The sequence below is a fragment of the Streptomyces sp. NPDC024017 genome (assembly GCF_040638895.1).
GTDB lineage: Bacteria > Actinomycetota > Actinomycetes > Streptomycetales > Streptomycetaceae > Streptomyces.
The window spans coordinates 22,765-45,431 of record NZ_JBEZYZ010000015.1 but is presented as its reverse complement, the minus strand read 5'-3'; the positions used below and the strand labels follow the sequence as shown (position 1 = coordinate 45,431).

General features: G+C 72.4%; 18 protein-coding genes. 15 read left to right on the top strand and 3 right to left on the bottom strand.

The window, feature by feature from the left end; all coding sequences use genetic code 11:
• Positions 1–286 precede the first annotated feature (286 nt).
• The 7 genes from AB0G20_RS33565 to AB0G20_RS33535 all read left to right on the top strand — a co-directional run bounded on the left by AB0G20_RS33565 (position 287) and on the right by AB0G20_RS33535 (position 9,694).
• Complete coding sequence (locus AB0G20_RS33565; RefSeq protein ID WP_361308999.1) at positions 287–2,227, top strand: acyl-CoA dehydrogenase family protein; 1,941 nt, start codon at positions 287–289, stop codon at positions 2,225–2,227.
• A gap of 95 nt (positions 2,228–2,322) precedes the next feature.
• A complete protein-coding gene (gene dxr / locus AB0G20_RS33560) occupies positions 2,323–3,579 on the top strand; it encodes a 1-deoxy-D-xylulose-5-phosphate reductoisomerase (RefSeq protein WP_361308996.1) in 1,257 nt (418 codons plus the stop codon).
• A gap of 8 nt (positions 3,580–3,587) precedes the next feature.
• Positions 3,588–4,880, top strand: a complete 1,293-nt coding sequence (locus AB0G20_RS33555) for a site-2 protease family protein (RefSeq protein ID WP_361309292.1) — start codon at positions 3,588–3,590, stop codon at positions 4,878–4,880.
• Between the two features lie 168 nt (positions 4,881–5,048).
• Positions 5,049–6,206, top strand: coding sequence for a flavodoxin-dependent (E)-4-hydroxy-3-methylbut-2-enyl-diphosphate synthase (gene ispG, locus AB0G20_RS33550; RefSeq protein ID WP_030853172.1), 1,158 nt, complete (start codon positions 5,049–5,051; stop codon positions 6,204–6,206).
• 182 nt (positions 6,207–6,388) lie between these two features.
• The gene (locus tag AB0G20_RS33545) at positions 6,389–7,237 is read left to right on the top strand and encodes a GNAT family N-acetyltransferase (protein WP_361308992.1); all 849 of its coding nucleotides are present in this window, start codon (positions 6,389–6,391) and stop codon (positions 7,235–7,237) included.
• 118 nt (positions 7,238–7,355) lie between these two features.
• A complete protein-coding gene (locus AB0G20_RS33540) occupies positions 7,356–7,886 on the top strand; it encodes a GNAT family N-acetyltransferase (protein ID WP_361308989.1) in 531 nt (176 codons plus the stop codon).
• Positions 7,887–7,993: 107 nt separating this feature from the next.
• Positions 7,994–9,694 carry a proline--tRNA ligase gene (locus AB0G20_RS33535; protein ID WP_361308987.1) on the top strand — a complete coding sequence of 567 codons (1,701 nt, stop codon included), beginning with the start codon at positions 7,994–7,996 and terminating at the stop codon, positions 9,692–9,694.
• A 117-nt stretch (positions 9,695–9,811) separates the two neighbouring features.
• On the opposite strand, the gene AB0G20_RS33530 is transcribed toward AB0G20_RS33535, so the two are convergent.
• From AB0G20_RS33530 to AB0G20_RS33520, 3 genes are read right to left on the bottom strand one after another with little or no spacing between them, the layout of a single operon-like run.
• Positions 9,812–10,711, bottom strand: a complete 900-nt coding sequence (locus tag AB0G20_RS33530; RefSeq protein ID WP_361308984.1) for an aminoglycoside phosphotransferase family protein — start codon at positions 10,709–10,711, stop codon at positions 9,812–9,814.
• 48 nt (positions 10,712–10,759) lie between these two features.
• The gene (locus AB0G20_RS33525) at positions 10,760–11,224 is read right to left on the bottom strand and encodes a ferritin-like domain-containing protein (RefSeq protein ID WP_361308981.1); all 465 of its coding nucleotides are present in this window, start codon (positions 11,222–11,224) and stop codon (positions 10,760–10,762) included.
• Positions 11,221–11,760 (bottom strand): hypothetical protein, encoded by a 540-nt coding sequence (locus AB0G20_RS33520; RefSeq protein WP_361308979.1) that lies wholly within the window; start codon positions 11,758–11,760, stop codon positions 11,221–11,223. The genes AB0G20_RS33525 and AB0G20_RS33520 overlap by 4 nt, the downstream gene beginning before the upstream one ends.
• A gap of 206 nt (positions 11,761–11,966) precedes the next feature.
• On the opposite strand from AB0G20_RS33520, the gene rimP reads away from it, so the two are divergent.
• The 8 genes from rimP (at position 11,967) to AB0G20_RS33480 (ending at position 22,629) form a co-directional block, all read left to right on the top strand.
• Complete coding sequence (rimP, locus tag AB0G20_RS33515) at positions 11,967–12,464, top strand: ribosome maturation factor RimP (protein ID WP_361308977.1); 498 nt, start codon at positions 11,967–11,969, stop codon at positions 12,462–12,464.
• Between the two features lie 2 nt (positions 12,465–12,466).
• On the top strand, positions 12,467–13,465 hold the full coding sequence (gene nusA, locus AB0G20_RS33510) for a transcription termination factor NusA (RefSeq protein WP_142158923.1): 999 nt from the start codon (positions 12,467–12,469) through the stop codon (positions 13,463–13,465).
• Between the two features lie 102 nt (positions 13,466–13,567).
• On the top strand, positions 13,568–13,864 hold the full coding sequence (locus tag AB0G20_RS33505) for a YlxR family protein (protein WP_248507041.1): 297 nt from the start codon (positions 13,568–13,570) through the stop codon (positions 13,862–13,864).
• Between the two features lie 145 nt (positions 13,865–14,009).
• A complete protein-coding gene (infB, locus tag AB0G20_RS33500) occupies positions 14,010–17,117 on the top strand; it encodes a translation initiation factor IF-2 (protein WP_361308974.1) in 3,108 nt (1,035 codons plus the stop codon).
• Between the two features lie 153 nt (positions 17,118–17,270).
• A complete protein-coding gene (locus AB0G20_RS33495) occupies positions 17,271–17,564 on the top strand; it encodes a DUF503 domain-containing protein (protein ID WP_361308971.1) in 294 nt (97 codons plus the stop codon).
• A 44-nt stretch (positions 17,565–17,608) separates the two neighbouring features.
• Positions 17,609–18,061 carry a 30S ribosome-binding factor RbfA gene (rbfA, locus tag AB0G20_RS33490; protein WP_361308968.1) on the top strand — a complete coding sequence of 151 codons (453 nt, stop codon included), beginning with the start codon at positions 17,609–17,611 and terminating at the stop codon, positions 18,059–18,061.
• The gene (truB, locus tag AB0G20_RS33485) at positions 18,058–18,963 is read left to right on the top strand and encodes a tRNA pseudouridine(55) synthase TruB (protein WP_361308966.1); all 906 of its coding nucleotides are present in this window, start codon (positions 18,058–18,060) and stop codon (positions 18,961–18,963) included. The genes rbfA and truB overlap by 4 nt, the downstream gene beginning before the upstream one ends.
• Before the next feature lie 261 nt (positions 18,964–19,224).
• A complete protein-coding gene (locus AB0G20_RS33480; RefSeq protein WP_361308964.1) occupies positions 19,225–22,629 on the top strand; it encodes a trypsin-like peptidase domain-containing protein in 3,405 nt (1,134 codons plus the stop codon).
• Positions 22,630–22,667 lie beyond the last annotated feature (38 nt).

Here is a 22,667-nt window from a genome sequence, read left to right as displayed (position 1 = left end):
GGTGGTTCGACAGTAGCCCCAGCAGGAGTGGGTGTCCATAGGTTGTCGAAGCGCTTCGATACCGATTTCCCGGAGCGCTCTCAGTGCGGGAGCCGTCCACGGGACGACACCTCGATGCAACACCGTCGTCAGACGCGCGACAAGTGCCGGGCCCGCTCCGCCCCCTTCGGCTGAACGGACGCGCGAGGACTGGTGGGAGCGTCCGGATTCGGGTACCAACGATCCAGTAGCACTGGTCGGTAACGAAACAGTCCTCAATCTCCCTAGTTGCGGCGAGGTGCCCCTCATGTCCGCTTCCACCACCCCTTCATCCCGTCCCGCCGTCACCGAGCGGGAGGCCCGTGAGGTGGCGGAGGCCGCCCGGGAACAGCACTGGCGCAAGCCCAGCTTCGCCAAGGAGCTGTTCCTCGGCCGCTTCCGGCTCGACCTCATCCACCCCCACCCCCTCCCGGACGACGAGGTGGCCCAGCGCGGCGAGGAGTTCCTCGCCAAGCTCCGCGACTTCGTCGAGACGAAGATCGACGGGGCCCTCATCGAGCGCGAGGCCCGGATCCCCGACGAGGTGATCGACGGGCTGAAGGAGCTCGGCGCCTTCGGCATGAAGATCGACACCAAGTACGGCGGACTCGGCCTCGGGCAGGTGTACTACAACAAAGCGCTCTCCCTGGCCGGCTCCGCCAGCCCCGCGATCGGCGTGCTGCTCTCCGCGCACCAGTCGATCGGTGTGCCGCAGCCCCTGAAGCTGTTCGGCACCCAGGAGCAGCGCGAGCGCTTCCTGCCGCGCTGCGCCCGCACGGACATCAGCGCCTTCCTGCTCACCGAACCCGACGTCGGCTCCGACCCGGCCCGCCTCGCCACCACCGCGATCCCGGACGGCGACGACTACGTTCTCGACGGCGTGAAGCTGTGGACCACCAACGGCGTCGTCGCCGACCTGCTGGTCGTCATGGCCCGGGTCCCCAGGAGCGAGGGCCACCGCGGCGGCATCACCGCGTTCGTCGTGGAGACGAACTCGCCGGGCGTCACCGTCGAGAACCGCAACGCCTTCATGGGCCTGCGCGGCATCGAGAACGGCGTCACCCGCTTCCACCAGGTCCGCGTCCCCGCCGCCAACCGCGTCGGCGCGGAGGGACAGGGCCTGAAGATCGCCCTGACCACCCTCAACACCGGGCGGCTCTCCCTGCCGGCCTCCTGTGTCGCGGCCGGCAAGTGGTGCCTGAAGATCGCCCGGGAGTGGTCCGCGGCCCGTGAGCAGTGGGGCAAGCCCGTCGCGCACCACGAGGCGGTCGGCTCCAAGATCTCCTTCATCGCGGCCACGACCTTCGCCCTGGAGGCCGTGACGGACCTCGCGTCGCAGATGGCCGACGAGGACCGCAACGACATCCGCATCGAAGGCGCCCTCGCCAAGCTCTACGCCTCCGAGATGGCCTGGACGATGGCCGACGAACTCGTCCAGATCCGCGGCGGACGCGGCTTCGAGACCGCCGAGTCCCTCCGGGCCCGCGGCGAGCGCGCCGTGCCGGCCGAGCAGCTCCTGCGCGACCTGCGCATCAACCGCATCTTCGAGGGCTCCACCGAGATCATGCACCTGCTCATCGCGCGCGAGGCCGTCGACGCCCACCTCTCGGTCGCCGGCGACCTCATCGATCCCGAGAAGTCCCTCGGCGACAAGGCGAAGGCGGGCGCGAACGCGGGCGCCTTCTACGCCAAGTGGCTCCCCAAGCTGGTCGCGGGGCCGGGCCAGCTCCCCACGTCCTACGGCGAGTTCAAACGCGAGGTGGACCTCTCCGGCCACCTGCGCTACGTCGAGCGCACCGCGCGCAAGCTCGCCCGCTCCACGTTCTACGCCATGTCCCGCTGGCAGGGCCGCATGGAGTCCAAGCAGGGCTTCCTCGGCCGGATCGTCGACATCGGCGCCGAACTGTTCGCCATGAGCGCGTCCTGCGTCCGGGCCGAACTGCTGCGGAGCCAGGGCGACCACGGCCGCGAGGCCTACCAGCTCGCCGACGTCTTCTGCCGCCAGGCCCGTATCCGGATCGAAGAGCTCTTCAACCGGCTGTGGGCCAACACCGACGACCTCGACCGCAAGGTCGTCAAGGGCGTCCTGTCCGGCACGTACGAGTGGCTGGAGCAGGGCATCGTCGACCCGTCGGACGACGGCCCCTGGATCGCGGACGCGACACCGGGACCGAGTCAGAAGGAGAACGTCCACCGGCCGATCCGCTGACCCGGCCCCCTCGGGGGCGCGAGCCGATGCGGCGCGCGCCCCTGTGGAGGGGATGCGCTGTCCTCACACACCGGCCTTACGGCAACAATGGAGGAATGAGCGACAGTCCAGCCCCCCTCGCCGACCCGCACCTCGTCTACGACCCCGTAGCGGGCGACGGCCCGAAGGACGTGGTGATCCTCGGCTCCACCGGCTCCATCGGCACCCAGGCCATCGACCTCGTGCTGCGCAACCCCGACCGCTTCCGGGTCACCGGCCTCTCGGCCAACGGCGGCCGGGTCGCCCTCCTCGCCGAGCAGGCGTACCGGCTGCGGGTGCGGACGGTCGCCGTGGCCCGCGAGGACGTCGTACCGGCCCTGCGCGAGGCGCTCACCGCGCAGTACGGCACGAGCGAGCCGCTCCCCGAGCTCCTCACCGGCCCGGACGCGGCCACACAGCTGGCGGCGTCCGACTGCCACACCGTCCTGAACGGCATCACCGGCTCCATCGGACTCGCCCCGACCCTGGCCGCCCTGGAGGCGGGCCGCACCCTCGCGCTCGCCAACAAGGAGTCGCTCATCGTGGGCGGCCCGCTGGTCAAGGCCCTCGCCAAGCCCGGGCAGATCATCCCGGTCGACTCCGAGCACGCCGCCCTCTTCCAGGCCCTGGCCGCGGGCACCCGGGCCGACGTCCGCAAGCTGGTCGTCACCGCCTCCGGCGGCCCCTTCCGCGGCCGTACGAAGGCCGAGCTCGCGAGCGTCACCGTCGAGGATGCCCTCGCCCACCCCACCTGGGCCATGGGCCCGGTCATCACGATCAACTCCGCGACCCTCGTCAACAAGGGCCTGGAGGTCATCGAGGCACACCTTCTCTACGACATTCCCTTCGACCGCATTGAGGTCGTCGTGCATCCCCAGTCGTATGTCCACTCGATGGTTGAGTTCACGGATGGATCGACACTGGCCCAGGCGACCCCGCCCGACATGCGCGGGCCCATCGCCATCGGCCTCGGCTGGCCCGAGCGCGTCCCCGACGCGGCGCCCACCTTCGACTGGAGCAAGGCCTCGACCTGGGAGTTCTTCCCGCTCGACAACGAGGCCTTCCCGTCGGTGAACCTCGCCCGGCACGTGGGCGAGCTCGCGGGCACCGCCCCGGCGGTGTTCAATGCGGCCAACGAGGAGTGCGTGGAGGCGTTCCGCCAGGGCGCACTGCCCTTCAACGGGATCATGGACACCGTCACCCGGGTCGTCGAGGAGCACGGCACCCCGCGTACGGGAACCTCACTCACCGTGTCGGACGTCCTCGAAGCGGAGACCTGGGCGCGGACCCGGGCCCGGCAACTGGCGGCACAGACGGCGGAGGCCCGTGCATGACGACCCTGATGTTCATCCTCGGCATAGTCCTCTTCGGGGTCGGCCTGCTGTTCTCGATCGCGTGGCACGAGCTGGGGCACCTGTCCACCGCCAAGCTCTTCGGCATCCGCGTGCCGCAGTACATGGTCGGCTTCGGCCCCACGCTCTTCTCGCGCAACAGGGGCGAGACGGAGTACGGCATCAAGGCCATCCCGTTCGGCGGCTACATCCGCATGATCGGCATGTTCCCGCCCGGCCCCGACGGCCGGATGGAAGCCCGCTCCACCTCCCCGTGGCGCGGCATGATCGAGGACGCCCGCACCGCCGCCTACGAGGAGCTCAAGCCGGGCGACGAGAACCGCATGTTCTACACGCGCGCCCCCTGGAAGCGCGTGATCGTGATGTTCGCGGGCCCCTTCATGAACCTGGTCCTCGCGGTGGCGCTGTTCCTGACCGTCCTGATGGGCTTCGGCATCACCCAGCAGACCACCACGGTCAGCTCGGTCTCCCAGTGCGTCATCGCGCAGAACGAGAACCGCGACAAGTGCCAGAAGGGCGACCCGGCCGCCCCCGCCGCCGCGGCGGGCCTCAAGGCGGGCGACAAGATCGTCTCCTTCGACGGGGTGAAGACCGAAGACTGGAACAAGCTGTCCGACCTGATCCGCGCCACCCCCGGCAAGGAGGTGCCGATCGTCGTCGAGCGCAAGGGCCAGGACGTCACCCTGCACGCGAAGATCGCCACCAACCAGGTCGCCAAGAAGGACGCGGGCGGCCAGATCGTCGAGGGCCAGTACGTCCAGGCGGGCTTCCTCGGCTTCAGCGCCGCCACGGGCGTGGTCAAGCAGGACTTCGGGGACTCCGTGACCTGGATGGGCGACCGGATCGGCGAGGCCGTCGACTCCCTCGCCGCCCTCCCCGGCAAGGTCCCGGCCCTGTGGAACGCGGCCTTCGACGGCGCCGAGCGCGAGGCCGACTCCCCGATGGGCGTGGTCGGCGCGGCCCGGGTCGGCGGTGAGATCTTCACGCTCGACATCCCGCCCACCCAGCAGCTGGCCATGGCCCTCATGCTGGTCGCGGGCTTCAACCTCTCCCTGTTCCTGTTCAACATGCTCCCGCTGCTGCCGCTCGACGGCGGCCACATCGCGGGCGCCCTGTGGGAGTCGCTGCGCCGCAACACGGCCAAACTGCTGCGTCGGCCGGACCCGGGCCCCTTCGACGTGGCGAAGCTCATGCCGGTCGCCTACGTCGTCGCCGGGATCTTCATCTGCTTCACCATCCTGGTCCTGATCGCGGACGTGGTTAACCCGGTGAGAATCTCCTAGTCATACGGCGTTCGTGGCGGCCCGGCATGCTTTCCGCCGGGCCGCCTCCCGTTGAGTGGCTCGGCGGGTGGGATGTGCTCGCGCCGAGGCATGTGCCGTAATCTCGAAGCTCGGAGCCCGCTGCTCACGGGACCGGACCTTGATCCACGACTTGGGGTTGCACAGCAGATGACTGCGATTTCTCTCGGCATGCCGTCCGTTCCGACCAAGCTCGCCGAGCGCCGGAAGAGCCGCCAGATCCAGGTCGGATCCGTGGCCGTCGGCGGAGACGCCCCTGTCTCGGTGCAGTCGATGACCACGACGCGCACGTCGGACATCGGCGCGACCCTCCAGCAGATCGCCGAACTCACCGCCTCCGGCTGCCAGATCGTCCGTGTCGCCTGCCCCACGCAGGACGACGCCGACGCCCTCGCGACCATCGCCCGCAAGTCGCAGATCCCGGTCATCGCGGACATCCACTTCCAGCCGAAGTACGTGTTCGCGGCCATCGAGGCCGGCTGTGCGGCGGTCCGGGTCAACCCCGGCAACATCAAGCAGTTCGACGACAAGGTCAAGGAGATCGCCAAGGCGGCCCGGGACCACGGCACCCCGATCCGCATCGGTGTCAACGCCGGCTCCCTCGACCGGCGCCTCCTCCAGAAGTACGGCAAGGCGACCCCCGAGGCCCTCGTGGAGTCGGCCCTGTGGGAGGCGTCCCTCTTCGAGGAGCACGACTTCCGCGACATCAAGATCTCCGTCAAGCACAACGACCCGGTCGTCATGATCGAGGCCTACAAGCAGCTCGCCGCCCAGTGCGACTACCCGCTGCACCTCGGCGTCACGGAGGCCGGCCCGGCCTTCCAGGGCACGATCAAGTCGGCCGTCGCCTTCGGCGCCCTGCTCTCCCAGGGCATCGGCGACACGATCCGCGTCTCGCTCTCGGCGCCCCCCGCCGAGGAGGTCAAGGTCGGCATCCAGATCCTGGAGTCCCTGAACCTCAAGGAGCGCGGCCTGGAGATCGTCTCCTGCCCGTCCTGCGGCCGCGCCCAGGTCGACGTCTACAAGCTGGCCGAAGAGGTCACCGCCGGCCTCACCGGCATGGAGGTCCCGCTCCGCGTCGCCGTCATGGGCTGCGTGGTGAACGGCCCCGGCGAGGCCCGCGAGGCCGACCTCGGCGTCGCCTCCGGCAACGGCAAGGGCCAGATCTTCGTCAAGGGCGAGGTCATCAAGACCGTCCCCGAGTCCAAGATCGTGGAGACCCTCATCGAAGAGGCCATGAAGCTGGCCGAGCAGATGGAGAAGGACGGCGTGACCTCGGGCGAGCCGTCGGTTGCGGTCGCGGGCTGAGCCTTCCGGACTCGCCAGTGGGCCCGCGCCCCTCTTCTCGGGGGCGCGGGGAACCGCGCGACGAGCCACGGGACTCCCCGCAGCCGCCCGACCACAGGAACCCCGAGCTCCGAGGCGCCCCGCCCAAGCAGCGCGGCTATAGTGCGGGGACCAGCCGCCCCCAGTGTGTGAGGCCCCCGCACGTGTTGACCCAGACGACCTCACGGGTTCTCGAACCGAGCGACCTGGACGCCGCGCTCGCCGTCCTCGACCGCGAGCCGGTCGCGAACGCCTTCGTGACGTCCCGCGTGCAGATCGCCGGACTCGACCCGTGGCGGCTCGGCGGCGAGATGTGGGGATGGTACGAGGACGGGATACTCACGTCCCTCTGCTACGCCGGTGCCAACCTGGTCCCGATCTGCGCCGGTCCGCGCGCTGTGCGCGCCTTCGCCGACCGTGCGCGCCGGGCCGGCCGCCGTTGCTCCTCCATCGTCGGTCCCTCCGGCGCCACCTCCGACCTGTGGCGGCTGCTGGAACCCCAGTGGGGCCCGGCCCGCGAGGTCCGCCGCCACCAGCCGCTCATGGTCGCCGACCGCCTCCCGGCCGACATCACCCCGGACCCTTACGTCCGCCGCGTCCGCAAGGACGAGATGGAGACGATCATGCCGGCGTGTGTGGCGATGTTCACCGAGGAGGTCGGCATCTCCCCGCTGGCCGGCGACGGCGGCCTGCTCTACCAGGCCCGCGTCGCCGAACTCGTCGGCTCCGGCCGCGCCTTCGCCCGCTTCGACGCGGACGGCAAGGTCGTCTTCAAGGCCGAGATCGGCGCCGCGACGGACCGCGCCTGCCAGATCCAGGGCGTGTGGGTGGCCCCCGAATACCGGGGCACCGGCCTGGCGGCCCCCGGCATGGCCGCCGTACTGCGCTACGCCCTGGCCGACGTCGCCCCCGTGGTCAGCCTGTACGTCAACGACTTCAACACAGCGGCCCGCAGGGCCTATCGACGCGTGGGCTTCCAGGAAGTCGGCGCCTTCATGAGCGTGCTGTTCTGAAAGCGCCCCAAAGGGGCGCGGGGCTGTATTCGATGTGCGGCTCCGCCGCGTGGGCGCGCTCAGCCACATCCGTCCCGCACCCGGCCATGAACGGGAACCCCCCTGTAGGCTCCCCGCCATGGACCTGGTGATCGGCCCACTCGACCTCTCCGCCCACGTGGACGAGGCCCTGGCCATCCAAGCCGTTGCCTTCGGCCTCGGCCCCGACGAAGTCGCCGTACGCCGCCAGATCGTCCTGCGTCACATGACGTACCCCGGGGCCCGCGCGCTCGGCGCGACAGCCGACGGCACCCTCGTCGGGTTCGTCTACGGCATGCCCAACGACCGCACCCACTGGTGGTCCACCGTCGTGGAGCCCTACCTCCGCGCCCAGCGCCACGACCACTGGCTCGACGACTCCTTCGTGATCACCGAACTGCACGTCCACCCCGCGTACCAGAACCGCGGCCTCGGACGCTCCCTGATCACCACGATCACCGACGCCGCCGCCGAACCCCGCTCGATCCTCTCCGCGATCGACACCGACAGCCCGGCCCGCGCCCTCTACCGCTCCCTCGGCTACCAGGACCTCGCCCGGCAGGTCCTCTTCCCCAGCGCGCCGAAGCCGTACGCCGTGATGGGCGCCCCCCTGCCCCTGCGCCGCGGATAACCGATTTCCACCGCCGCGCACCCCCCGGATAACCTCCTGCCATCACCTTCCCCCACTCTCGGCTCCGCTCGAGCGGGGGGACCCCCAGCAGCAGGAGCAGAGGAACCATGGCGAACGTACCGGTCCAGCGCATGTCCCAGTTGTTGGCGAAGACGTTGCGCGACGACCCGGCGGACGCCGAGGTCCTCAGCCACAAGCTCCTCGTCCGCGCCGGCTACGTCCGCCGCACCGCCGCCGGCATCTGGAGCTGGCTGCCCCTCGGCAAGAAGGTGCTGGCCAACGTCGAGCGGATCGTCCGTGAGGAGATGGACGCCGTCGGCGCCCAGGAGGTCCTGCTCCCCGCGATCCTGCCGCGCGAGCCCTACGAGGCCACCGGCCGCTGGGAGGAGTACGGCCCCGAGCTGTTCCGCCTGCAGGACCGCAAGGGCGGCGACTACCTCCTCGGCCCCACCCACGAGGAGATCTTCACCCTCCTGGTGAAGGACCAGGCGTCCTCCTACAAGGACCTGCCGGTCATCCTCTACCAGATCCAGAACAAGTACCGCGACGAGGCCCGCCCCCGCGCCGGCATCCTGCGCGGCCGCGAGTTCCTGATGAAGGACTCCTACTCCTTCGACACCGAGGACGAGGGCCTCGCGAAGTCCTACGCCCTGCACCGCGAGGCCTACCAGAAGATCTTCGCGCGTCTCGGCCTCGACTACCGCATCTGCGCCGCGACGGCCGGTGCGATGGGCGGCTCGAAGTCCGAGGAGTTCCTCGCCCCGGCCGAGGCCGGCGAGGACACCTTCGCCGACTGCCCCAACTGCGACTTCGCCGCCAACACCGAGGCGATCACGTACGAGTTGAAGCCCGTCGACGGCTCGGACGTGCCGGCCGCCGAGGACATCCCGACCCCCGACACCCCGACCATCGAGACCCTCGCCGCCTCCCTCGGCGTCCCCGCCTCGGCCACGCTGAAGAACCTCCTCGTGAAGGTCGACGGCGAGATCGTCGCCGTCGGCGTCCCCGGGGACCGCGAGGTCGACATGGACAAGGTCGAGGCGCACTTCGCCCCGGCCACCGTCGAGCTGGTCACCGAGACGGACTTCGCGGCCCGTCCCGACCTGGTCCGCGGCTACGTCGGACCGCGGGGCCTGGAGAAGGTCACGTACATCGCCGACCCGCGCGTGGCCCCGGGCACGTCCTGGATCACCGGCGCCAACAAGGCCGGCACGCACACGAAGAACGTGGTCGTGGGCCGTGACTTCGAGGTCGGCGAGTACGTCGACGTCGTGGTCGTGCAGGAGGGCGACCCCTGCCCGAAGTGCGGCACGGGCCTCGTCCTCGACCGCGCCATCGAGATCGGCCACATCTTCCAGCTGGGCCGCAAGTACGCCGACGCCCTCAAGCTCGACGTCCTCGGCCAGAACGGCAAGCCGGTCCGCGTCACCATGGGCTCCTACGGCATCGGCGTCTCCCGCGCGGTGGCCGCCCTCGCCGAGCAGAGCGCCGACGACAAGGGCCTGTGCTGGCCCGCCGAGGTCGCCCCGGCCGACGTCCACGTGGTCGCCGCCGGCAAGGCTCTCCAGACCGAACTGGCCCTCGACATCTCCGGGAAGCTGGCCGCGGCCGGTGTCCGCGTCCTGGTCGACGACCGCCCCGGCGTCTCCCCGGGCGTGAAGTTCACGGACTCCGAGCTGATCGGCGTACCGCAGATCCTGGTGGCCGGCCGGCGCGCGGCCGACGGCGTGGTGGAACTGAAGGACCGCCGCACCGGCGAGCGCGAGGAACTGACGGTCGAGGAGGCCGTCGCCCGCCTCACCGCCTGAGAGACGGAAGCCCCCGGGCGCCGGGCGGGCCGGCCGATCCGGCCCGCCCGGCGCCCGCAGGCAGGAGCCCGCCCGGCGGTCTGGGGTCGCGGCCCCCGGCCCCTCGGACCCGGCGCCCTACAGCCACCCGGCGAACTCCAGCAACAGCTCCGCATCCCGCGGCCGTCCGACCCGTCCCGCCCGCACGCCCGACTCCACGGCCCGGAACAGCGTCCAGCCCCGCAGCCGCTCCTGGTCCACGTCCAGGGACTCCGCGAGCCGCTTCACCCGGCGCCGGGTCGTGGCCGCGCCGGACGGCTGGGCGATCAGGTCCTCCACCCGGTCCCGGACCAGCCGGGCCAGATCGAAGGCGCACTCGCCGACCACCGGGTCGGGCCCCACGGCCAGCCACGGCATCCGCTCCCCGCCGAGCACCTTGCTCTGCCGGAACGTGCCGTGCAGCAGCCGGTGTTCGGGCGGCGCGGCCAGCAGCTCCTCGCGCGCCGCGAGCGCCAGGTCGACCAGCGGGGCCACGTCGGGATCGGCCTGCGCCCGTGCCCGCATCGCCTCGGCCTGCCGCCCGGTCCGCTCGGCCACGGTCTCGAAGGGGAAGTCGGCGGGCGGCTCACCCCACAGCCTCCGCAGCGTCCCCGCCGCCTCCAGCAGCGCCTTCGCCTCCGGCAGTGACCGCACCGACACGTCCGGGTGCAACCGCTCCAACAGCAGCACCCCCTCCGTCGAGAAGGGTTCGAGCAGCTGCACGGCACCCCGCCCGTCCCAGTGCGCGAGCGCGGCCCGCTCCGCCTCCGGGCGGGCCCGGCCCGGCGCCAGCTTGAGCACGGCGGGCGTCCCGTCGGCCGCCCGCACCAGCACGACCAGGCTGCTGCGCCCGCCGGGCACCTGCACCCGCTCCACGGTCAACTCGCGTAGCGCGACGGCCCGCTGCGCCGCCTCGGGCAGCTTCTCCAGCCAGTCGTCACCGTCCGGCGCCGTCTCACCGAGCGCCCTGACCAGACGCTTCGGCGGTTCGAAAACCATGCGCGAGTCGTTCCCTTCGTGCTGTCCGCGGTGCGTGCCCTGCGCGGGTCACGCCGTCGGCGCCGCCGAGGGCGGGGCCGTGCCGGCCCGCTCGGCGAGCCCAGGGAAGGCTACGCTCTTGCCGCGCCAGCGCACCGCCCGCACCGCCGCCTCCCGCAGCGCCTCGGCGGCCAGGGCCCGCCGCCCACCGCCCGCCGCGCGCACCAGGTCGGCGTACACCCCGGCCACCCGGTCCTCCAGCTCGGCGGCGAGCCGCACGGCCGCCGCCGCGTCCGGCACCTGGAAGGGCAGGGCGTAACCGGCGGACGCGGCCACCGGCCGGCCCCCCAGGTCCTTCACCTCGCGCACCAGCGCATCCCTGCGTACCCGGTGCGCGTCGTACGCCGTGATCGCCTCGGTGCGCCGCCCGTCGCCGATCCTTCCGCCGACGACGCCGTAGCCGTACACCGCCGCGTGCTCGGCCGCCAGCGCCGCCTGCAGGGCCCGCAGCTCGCGGTCCTTCTCCTCGCTCACGCGTCACCCTCCGTCAGCAGATACACGTGCGCCGCCCCGGCCGCCGCGACCGACGCCAGCAGCCGCGCCAGCTCGCCCGGCATCCCGCTCAGCGCCTTGGTCCGCCGGTCGGCGAGCTCCCGCTCCGCCGCGGCGAGCCCGGCGAGGGCGTCCCTGTCGTTCGCCGGTACGCCCACGGACGGGGAGGGCGAGGCCGAAGAGGTCGCCGAAGGAGATACGGAAGGGGACGCCGAGGGGGATGCCTTCCGGCCACCGCCGAACGCCTGGGCGTGCCGTACGACCTCCTCGCGCAGGGGCCGAAGCCGCCCCGCGAGCCCCGGCCGGGCGGCGATCACCGCGTCGTACCGCTCCACCAGCCCCTCACTGTCCCGGGCCGCACGCGCGCGTGCGGCCCGGTCGGCGGCCGACGGGCCGTCACCGGCCGGGCCGCCGGAGTCCCCGGTGCAGCCCGTCAGGGCGAGGGCCGCCGGGGCGACGGCGAGCAGACTCCTTCTGCGCGGCCCCGAGCGGGCACGCGGCGAAGAGGGGAAGGGCACGTCGGACGTCCTCGGGGGCTCGTTTCCAGAAAGAAGCGACTGCAAGGGCTGCACGCCCGTGATCACGGTACCCGGGCCCCCGCCCGGCATCACTCAGCGGCACCGTTCGTGACCGGGTGGACGGCAACACTCCCCGCGACCGGATACCCTTTGACCAGACACGCGACCCAACCCACAACAGCACACGCGGCCGAGGAGTCACCCGGATGAGCACCACCCAGAGCGAGAGGCTGCGAGAACTGCTGGAGCCGCTCGTCACCTCCCAGGGCCTCGATCTCGAAGAGATCGAACTGGACTCCGTCGGACGCAAGCGTGTGCTGCGCGTCGTCGTCGACTCGGACACGGGCGCCGACCTGGACCAGATCGCCGATGTGAGCCGCGCGCTCTCGGCGAAGCTCGACGAGACGGACGCGATGGGCGAGGGCGAGTACACCCTCGAGGTCGGCACCCCGGGCGCGGAGCGCCCCCTCACGGAACACCGGCACTACGTCCGCGCCACGGACCGGCTGGTGAAGTTCCAGCTGGCCGAGGGCGGCGAGCTGGTCGCCAGGATCCTGAAGGTCGACGACGAGGGTGTCGACACCGAGGTGCCCGGGGTGAAGGGCCGCAAGGCCACCGCTCGCAGACTCGCCTTCGACGACATCGTCCGGGCGCGTGTCCAGGTCGAGTTCAGCCGCAAGGACAAGAAGGAAGAGGAGGCGTAGCCGTGGACATCGACATGAGTGCCCTGCGGGGCTTGGTTCGGGAGAAGGAGATCTCCTTCCCCCTGCTGGTCGAGGCGATCGAGTCGGCCCTCCTCATCGCCTACCACCGCACCGAGGGAAGCCGCCGCCACGCGCGCGTGGAGCTCAACCGGGAGACCGGCCATGTGACCGTGTGGGCGAAGGAGGACCCCGACGACCTCGAGGAGGGCCAGGAGGCCCGCGAGTTCGACGACACCCCGTCCGGTTTCGGCCGTATCGCGGCCACCACGGCCAAGCAGGTCATCCTGCAGCGGCTGCGCGACGCCGAGGACGACGCGACGCTCGGCGAGTACGCCGGCCGCGAGGGCGACATCGTCACCGGCGTGGTCCAGCAGGGCCGCGACCCGAAGAACGTGCTCGTCGACATCGGCAAGCTCGAGGCCATCCTGCCGGTGCAGGAGCAGGTGCCGGGGGAGACCTACCAGCACGGCATGCGGCTGCGCAGCTACGTGGTCCGGGTCGCCAAGGGCGTCCGCGGCCCGTCGGTGACGCTGTCGCGCACGCACCCCAATCTGGTGAAGAAGCTCTTCGCCCTCGAGGTGCCGGAGATCGCCGACGGTTCGGTGGAGATCTCCGCGATCGCCCGTGAGGCCGGTCACCGCACGAAGATCGCCGTACGGTCCACCCGCTCCGGCCTGAACGCCAAGGGCGCCTGCATCGGCCCCATGGGCGGGCGCGTGCGCAACGTCATGGCCGAGCTGAACGGTGAGAAGATCGACATCGTGGACTGGTCGGACGACCCGGCCGACATGGTGGCGAACGCCCTCTCGCCGGCTCGGGTCTCCAAGGTGGAGATCGTGGACATGGCGACCCGGTCGGCCCGGGTGACCGTGCCCGACTACCAGCTGTCCCTGGCCATCGGCAAGGAAGGGCAGAACGCCCGCCTCGCGGCCCGGCTGACCGGCTGGCGGATCGACATCCGCCCGGACACGGAACCGGCCGGGAACAGCTCCGAGGAATAGATCCAAGCCGCGGGCCGTTCAGATCACGACAGGTTCATGCGCGCCAACTGTTCGAATCCTGCCCCAAAGGGGTGAGGCGCGCACGGGGAGGTAGACTTAACGGTGTCTGGCCGGACGCGCGCCCGCGCATGCCCTGAACGCACCTGTGTGGGGTGTCGGGAGCGAGCGGCCAAGGCCGAACTGTTGCGGATCGTAGCGATCAAGGACGCATGTGTTCCTGATCCACGCGGTACGCTGCCCGGCCGGGGTGCGTACGTTCACCCCGCACCGGTCTGTCTCGACCAGGCGGTACGCCGCCGGGCGTTCCCGAGGGCACTGCGCGTCCCGGGACCGCTCGACACAAAGGCGTTGCGCCGATACGTCGAGCAGACAACAGTTGCCGAGCAGGCAACACGGTAAGACGTGCCGTACGGAACCCCGTGCGGCTAGGTACCTCGCGAGTCGAAAGCAGGTCGAGATTGCGATGAGCACTCGATGAGTACGCGATGAGTACGCCCATGAACTAGCGACGGTCCGGACGCAACCCGGACCTCAAAGGAGCGAAGTGGCTAAGGTCCGGGTCTACGAACTCGCCAAGGAGTTCGGTGTCGAGAGCAAGGTCGTCATGGCCAAGCTCCAGGAACTCGGTGAATTCGTCCGTTCGGCGTCTTCGACGATCGAAGCGCCTGTTGTACGCAAGCTGACGGACGCCCTCCAGCAGGGCAGCGGAGGCGGCAAGCCCGCCCCTGCCCGCAAGGCTGCCCCGGCAAAGCCGGGCGCCCCCTCTCCGGCGCAGGCTGCCCGTCCGGCCGCCCCGCGCCCGCCGGCCCCCAAGCCGGCCGCCGCCGAGAAGCCCGCGGCTCCCGCCGCGCCGGCCTCTTCCGGCCCCCGTCCCACCCCGGGCCCGAAGCCCGCGCCGCGGCCCGCCCCGGCGTCCCTGGCTCCGACCACGCCCGAGTTCACGGCACCCCCGTCGGCTCCCGCCGCGCCGTCCCAGCCGTCCTCGTCCCAGGGCTCCGGACCGCGTCCGGGCGCCCCGCGTCCGGCCGGCCAGTCGCCGCGTCCGGGTGCTCCGCGTCCGGGTGGTTCCGGCCAGGGCGGCCAGGGCCGCGGTGACCGTGGCGACCGTCCCGGCGCTCCGCGCCAGGGTGGCGCCCCGCGTCCCGGTGCCCGTCCGGCGGGTCCCCGTCCGGGCAACAACCCGTTCACCTCTGGTGGCTCCACCGGCATGGCGCGCCCGCAGGCGCCCCGTCCGGGCGGTGCCCCGCGTCCGGGCGGCCCCGGTGCGCCCGGCGGCGCCCCGCGTCCGCAGGGCCAGGGCCAGGGCGGTCCCCGCCCGCAGGGTGCCGGCGGCGGTCCTCGTCCGCAGGCTCCGGGCGGCGCGCGTCCGACCCCGGGCGGCATGCCCCGCCCGCAGGGTGGCGGCCCCCGTCCCGGCGGCGGTCCCGGCGGCCCGCGTCCCAACCCCGGCATGATGCCGCAGCGTCCTGCTGCCGGCCCGCGTCCCGGCGGCGGTGGCCCCGGCGGCCGCGGTCCCGGTGGCGGCGGTCGTCCCGGTGGCGGCGGCGGTCGCCCGGGTGGCGGCGGCTTCGCCGGTCGTCCCGGTGGCGGCGGTGGCGGTTTCGCCGGTCGTCCCGGTGGTCCCGGTGGCGGTGGCGGCGGTTTCGCCGGTCGTCCCGGTGGTCCCGGCGGCGGTGGCCGTCCCGGCTTCGGTGGTCGTCCCGGCGGTCCCGGTGGCCGTGGTGGCACGCAGGGTGCCTTCGGTCGTCCCGGTGGTCCGGCGCGTCGTGGTCGCAAGTCGAAGCGGCAGAGGCGCCAGGAGTACGAGGCCATGCAGGCCCCGTCGGTCGGCGGTGTGATGCTGCCTCGCGGCAACGGCGAGACCGTTCGCCTGTCGCGCGGTGCCTCGCTCACCGACTTCGCGGAGAAGATCAACGCCAACCCGGCGTCGCTCGTCGCGGTCATGATGAACCTCGGCGAGATGGTCACGGCCACGCAGTCCGTCTCCGACGAGACGCTGCAGCTCCTCGCCGACGAGATGAACTACACGGTTCAGATCGTCAGCCCCGAGGAGGAGGACCGTGAGCTGCTCGAGTCCTTCGACATCGAGTTCGGCGAGGACGAGGGCGACGAGGAGGACCTGATGGTCCGCCCGCCGGTCGTCACCGTCATGGGTCACGTCGACCACGGTAAGACCCGGCTCCTCGACGCCATCCGCAAGACGAACGTCATCGCGGGCGAGGCCGGCGGCATCACCCAGCACATCGGTGCCTACCAGGTCGCGACCGAGGTCAACGACGAAGAGCGCAAGATCACCTTCATCGACACCCCGGGTCACGAGGCGTTCACCGCCATGCGTGCCCGTGGTGCGCGGTCGACGGACATCGCGATCCTCGTCGTCGCGGCCAACGACGGCGTCATGCCGCAGACGGTCGAGGCGCTCAACCACGCCAAGGCCGCCGAGGTCCCGATCGTCGTCGCGGTCAACAAGATCGACGTCGAGGGTGCGGACCCGACCAAGGTGCGAGGTCAGCTGACCGAGTACGGCCTCGTGGCCGAGGAGTACGGCGGCGACACCATGTTCGTCGACATCTCCGCCAAGCAGGGTCTGCACATCGACTCCCTGCTGGAGGCCGTGGTCCTCACGGCCGACGCCTCGCTCGACCTGCGGGCCAACCCGCACCAGGACGCGCAGGGCATCTCGATCGAGTCCCGCCTCGACCGCGGCCGTGGTGCCGTGTCGACGGTCCTCGTCCAGCGCGGCACGCTGCGGGTCGGCGACACCATGGTGGTCGGCGACGCGTACGGCCGAGTCCGGGCGATGCACGACGACAACGGCAACAGCGTTGCCGAGGCCGGTCCGTCGACGCCGGTTCAGGTCCTGGGCCTGACCAACGTCCCGGGCGCGGGCGACAACTTCCTGGTGGTCGACGAGGACCGTACGGCCCGTCAGATCGCCGAGAAGCGCGCCGCCCGTGAGCGCAACGCCGCGTTCGCCAAGCGCACGCGTCGTGTCTCGCTCGAGGACCTGGACAAGGTGCTCAAGGCCGGCGAGGTCCAGCAGCTGAACCTGATCATCAAGGGTGACGCTTCCGGATCCGTCGAGGCCCTCGAGTCCTCGCTGCTCCAGCTGGACGTCGGCGAAGAGGTCGACATTCGCGTCCTGCACCGCGGTGTCGGTGCGGTCACGGAGTCCGACATCGACCTGGCCATGGGCTCCGACGCCATCGTCATCGGCTTCAACGTGCGCGCCGCCGGGCGTGCGCAGCAGATGGCCGAGCGCGAGGGTGTCGACGTCCGGTACTACTCGGTCATCTACCAGGCGATCGAGGAGATCGAGGCGGCCCTCAAGGGCATGCTCAAGCCGGAGTACGAAGAGGTCGAGCTCGGTACGGCGGAGATCCGCGAGGTCTTCAAGTCGTCCAAGCTGGGCAACATCGCGGGTGTTCTCATCCGCTCCGGCGAGGTCAAGCGCAACACCAAGGCGCGCCTCATCCGCGACGGCAAGGTGGTCGCGGAGAGCCTCAACATCGAGGGTCTGCGTCGCTTCAAGGACGACGTCACCGAGATTCGCGAAGGGTTCGAGGGCGGTATCAACCTCGGCAACTTCAACGACATCAAGGTCGACGACGTCATCGCGACGTACGAGATGCGCGAGAAGCCGCGCGTCTGAGCCCTCGGGTTTCCGAGACGGTCCGGTCCGGGGCCGGTCGACGGAGAGTAATTTCCGTCGATCGGCCCCGGCCGTTCGTTGTACGGTTCTGATGTCCCTGCCACGCGGATGGCAGGGCCATCGATCCCGTACCGGCGGGTCATCCGGACACACATGTACGTGGGGACTCTGTCCTTCGACCTGCTCCTCGGCGACGTACGGTCGCTGAAGGAGAAGCGCTCCGTCGTCCGCCCCATCGTCGCCGAGCTCCAGCGCAAGTACGCGGTGAGTGCGGCCGAGGTGGACCACATGGACCTCCATCGCAGGGCTGCCATCGGCCTCGCGTTGGTGTCCGGCGATGCGGGGCACCTGAGCGAGGTGCTCGACCGGTGCGAACGGCTGGTCGCCGGCCGCCCCGAGGTGGAGTTGCTGTCCGTCAGGCGGCGCTTCCACGGCGAAGACGACTGACGAACCGAGAACGAACCGGACAGGAAAGAACGGGAGACGGACCAGTGGCCGACAACGCGCGGGCTAAAAGGCTGGCGGACCTCATCCGAGAGGTGGTGGCCCAGAAGCTGCAGCGCGGGATCAAGGACCCGCGGCTCGGCTCGCACGTCACCATCACGGACACCCGGGTCACGGGTGACCTCAGGGAGGCGACCGTCTTCTACACGGTGTACGGGGACGACGAGGAGCGCGCGGCGGCCGCCGCCGGCCTGGAGAGCGCCAAGGGCATCCTGCGCTCCGAGGTGGGCCGGGCCGCCGGTGTGAAGTTCACGCCGACCCTGGCCTTCGTCATGGACGCCCTCCCGGACAACGCCCGTGCCATCGAGGACCTCCTCGACAAGGCGCGCCAGTCCGACGAGAAGGTGCGCGAGGCGTCCGCGGGCGCCAAGTACGCCGGCGAGGCGGACCCGTACCGTAAGCCCGACGAGGACGACGAGACGGACGACAGCGCCGAATGACCCAGAAGCACACCACGCCCGACGGCCTTGTCATCGTCGACAAGCCGTCGGGCTTCACTTCGCACGACGTCGTCGCCAAGATGCGCGGTATCGCCAGAACGCGACGCGTCGGGCACGCCGGCACCCTCGACCCGATGGCGACGGGCGTCCTCGTCCTCGGCGTCGAGAAGGCCACCAAGCTCCTCGGCCACCTCGCGCTGACCGAGAAGGAGTACCTGGGCACCATCCGGCTCGGGCAGAACACCCTCACGGACGACGCCGAGGGGGAGATCACCTCCTCCACGGACGCCTCCAAGGTCACCCGCGACGCCATAGACGCCGGCATCGCCGAGCTGACCGGCGACATCATGCAGGTGCCGTCCAAGGTCAGCGCCATCAAGATCAACGGCGTGCGGTCCTACAAGCGGGCCCGCGAGGGCGAGGAGTTCGAGATCCCGGCCCGGCCCGTCACGGTCTCCTCCTTCGGCGTGTACGACGTCCGGGACGCCGTCGCCGACGACGGCACGGCCGTACTCGACCTGGTCGTCTCGGTCGTCTGCTCCTCCGGCACCTACATCCGGGCCCTGGCCCGCGACCTGGGCGCCGGTCTGGGCGTCGGCGGCCACCTCACCGCCCTGCGCCGCACCCGCGTCGGCCCCTACAAGCTGGACGCGGCCCGCACTCTGGATGAGCTCCAGAAGGAGCTGACCGTGATGCCGATCGCCGAGGCCGCCACGGCCGCGTTCCCCCGCTGGGACGTCGACGCCCGGCGGGCCAAGCTGCTCACCAACGGCGTACGGCTGGAGATGCCCGAGACGTACGCGGGCTCCGGCCCGGTGGCCGTCTTCGACCCGGAGGGCCGCTTCCTCGCGCTCGTCGAGGAGCAGCGGGGCAAGGCCAAGAGCCTGGCCGTCTTCGCCTGACGGAGGAACCGGGGGACCGGGTGTCCGCCCGTGGAGCGGCGGCCACGGGGTACCTCCACTGCCGCCGCTCCACGGTCCCCCCTCGGTTCCCCCACCCCTAGGGTTATCCAGCCACCCCCGTTCCTTCACCCGTCCGTGCGGGCGCTCGGAGTGAACCGGGGGAGCGGAAGGGGGCGCTTTCGCAGAGCGATCTGTCCCGCTGATCATCCCGCCCCTACTGTCGAACACAAGGGCACGGGTGTACGGCGGGGAGGCTCGACGATGGCGTCGCGGAACCGGTCCCGGGAGACGGACGACAGCCCACAAGGCTCTCCGGACCTCCCCGGAACAGCAGGGCACGAGGACGGGGCGATCCCGGACGACGCCCTCGTCCGTATCCACGATCCGGCCGGCCGCCCGCGCGGCACCGGCTTCCTGGCCGACCACCACGGCACGCTGATCACCAGCCACGAGGCCGTCGACGGCCTGCCCCGGCTCGTCCTGCACGGCGCCGGGGACCGCCGCCGGGTCGTATCCGCCGACGCGGTCACCCCGCTGCCCGCCCTGGACCTGGCCCTCGTACGGACCGAGGGACTCGGTGTGCCGCCGCTGCCCGTCACCGTGCGGGACGGGGCCGGGACCGGCGCCTATGTGCGGATCGCCGCCGGCGGCTGGCGCGAGGCGCGAGTGCTGGGCTCGGCCTCGGTGACGTACGCGGCCACGGACCGCTTCCACCGCCTCGACGACGCGCTGGAGCTGGCGGTCGGCACGGCAGGGCGCGACGCGCTGCGGCTGGGCGGCGGAGCGGCCGGCGGGCCCGTGCTCGACGCCGGGACCGGCGCCGTCGTCGGAGTCCTCGGCACCGCGCTCAGCTCCGACCACCGCGACGTCGGGTTCGCCGTACCGCTGCGAGCCCGGACCCCCGGGGCGGCGGGGCCGCTGGCCGCGCTGCTCGCCGAGAACGCGGCGACCGTCCCCGCGTACGGCGCGGACCTCAATCTGGCCGGGGTGCTGGAGCTGACCGGCGCCTCGATGGCGCTGGAGGGCCCGCCCGACGCCCCGGGTGCCCCGCCCCCGGTCGAACGGACGGCCGTGGCAGCCGAGTTCACCGCGTTCACGGGAGGCCCGGCGACCGTGCTCGGCCTCGTCGGGCCACCGGGCAGCGGTCGTACGACGGAACTCGCGGCGCTCGCCGCGCGGCGGCGGCGAGCCGGGCTGCCCACGCTGTGGCTGCGCGGCTGCGAACTGCGGGACGACGACGCGTCGGTGGCGGACGCGGCACGCCGGGCGCTCGATCGTGCCGCCCCCGCCGTGCCGGCCGCCTCCGCTCGCGCCGGCCTCGGCGACATCACGCCCGAGCGCCTCGCCCACCTCGCCCGCTCCCTGGGCCGCCCCCTGCTGCTCCTGGTCGACGGCCCCGAGGAGATGCCACCGGCCCTGGCCCGCCGGATGGCCGACTGGGCGGACGGAACCACGCGGTGGCTGCGGGAAGCGGGAACCCGGCTGGTGGTGGCGTGCCGGGCGGAGTACTGGGAGACCGCCTCCTTCGCCGCCGAGCCGTGCGTGCGTCTCGGCGACCTCACCGAGGACGAGGCCCGAAAGGCGCGCCGGAGCCACGGCATCCCCGATCGCGCCCTCCTCCCGGCCGACGCCCGGCACCCCCTCGTCCTCGGTCTGCTCGCCGAGGTCCGGGCGGCCGTCTCCGCGCCCCCGGAAGGGGCCCCGGTCGACCGGAACGACGTCTTCTCCGCCTACCTGGACCTGATGTCCCTGCGCATCGCCACCCGGCTGGCCGCCGGCAACGGCCTGCACGGCACGGCCGTACGCCGGCTCGCCGCCACAGTCGCCGGGCAGGTGCACGAGGCCGCCCGGCGCAGCCTCGGCCCGGGGCCGGGGGACCTGGACCGGGAGGCGTTCGAGACGGTGTTCCCGTCGGGGCCCGCCCCGGCACGGCTCGGCGGCTGCTCGGGATGGGCGTCGGCCGTGCTCGCCGAGGGCCTGCTCGTGCCCGCCGGACCCGGCTACCGCTTCGCGCACGAGGGGCTCGCCGACTGGCTCCAGGGCACGCATCTCGACCTCGACGAGGCCCTGCACGCCCTCGTCCACCGCGGTGCGGACGCGCAGCCCGACCCCGTGCCGCACCACCGCATCGGGCCGGTCGTCCAGGCCCTGCTGTGCCTCGCCCGCCAGCACGGCGCCGGCCGACTGGCCTCCCGCCTGGCGGACCTCGTGAACGCCCTGGACACCGATCCACGGTCCTGGTGGGCCGCCCGGCTGCTCGCCGGGACCTTGTCGTCCGTACCCGACGCGGCGCCGTACGTGGAGGTGCTGCGCCTGCTCGCCGACCGGATCGTGGCCTGGCGGCGGCTGGAGCGGCCCGTGCCGGAGGAGGTCGGGCCCGCCTTCTGGACCGGCCTACGACTGCCCGAGGAGGCGCGTTGCGCACTGCTGCGGCGGCTGGTCCACGCCGACGGTCCGCCGTGCGAGGCCGGGCCCCGCTTCCTGGACGCCGTAGCCGGACTCCTCGCCGCCGACCCCACCGCCGTGCAACCGCAGCTCGCCCGCTGGTTCGACGACGAGCAGCCGCTGCCCGCCACCCCGCACGCGACCGTGGCCACGGCCGCGCAGGCGCTGCTGCACACCCACCGCCACGGTGCCCTGGACGAGCTGACGGACGTGCTCGTCGACCGCGCGCACCGGCGGGCCGACGAACTGCTCGCCGTGCTGGCCGAGGAGGAGCCGTCGGCGGTGTGCCGGGCCGTCGACCGGTGGGCACGCGACGAGCGGCCACCGCGGCGCGGCGCCGCGGTGGCGCAGGGACTGCGCGTCGCACCGCACGTGAGCACCGGAGGCGACCGCGCCCTCCTGCGCTACGCGGCCCTCACCCTGCTCGCCCGCCCGGCCGACCGCGCCCTGCACGGCGGCGCACTCGCCCTCCTCGTCCAGGACCCCCACACCCGGGCCCGCTACCTCCCGCGGGCACTGGAGTACTTCGCGGCGGGCGACCCGCAGTTCTCGCCGGACGCACTGGCCGGGGCCCTCCTGACCGACCCCGAGCCGGTCCTCGGGGCCTTCGCGGCCCGGCTGGAGCGGCCGGACGCGGAAGAGGCGCTGCGGGCACTCGCCGACGCCACCCCGCCCGGCCTGGCCCGGCGGATCGCCGCGCTGGTGTGCCGGGCGGCCCGGCTGCGGCCGGAACTCGCCGGGCAGGTGGCCGCATACGCGGACCAGCGGCTCGACCGGGGCCCCTCCGCCCGGCCCGTGCTCCTGCCGCTGGTCACCGGCCTGCTGGAGGACGGACCGGTGCGGCTGCGCTGCGCCCTCGCCGCCGTCCTCACCCCGCCCGGCATCCCCGCCTCACGCCCGCTGCGCCGTGAACTGCGCGACGCGCTCCTCGCCCGCGAGCACGACACCGACGTCCTGGACGCGCTGCTGCACGCCGCCGCGCGCAACGGCGGCGACGACCTGCGCGACCTCGTCCACCGCATCGGACTGCTCCTCGCCCGCACCCCCGAGGGCGCCACCCGCTTCGACCGAGCCCTGGTCGACCTGGGCCGGCACGTGCCCGGCTTCGCCGCTCGCGTGGCCGCCTGGCTGACCGACGCGCCCGAGGAGTGGGCGGCGCTCGTCGGGCCCAGTTCCCACCGGATGATCGAGAACCTGGCGGACGCGGGCGTCCCCGCGTGACCGGCCCCCCGGGCGCCGGGCCGCAGTGCGGTGCCGTG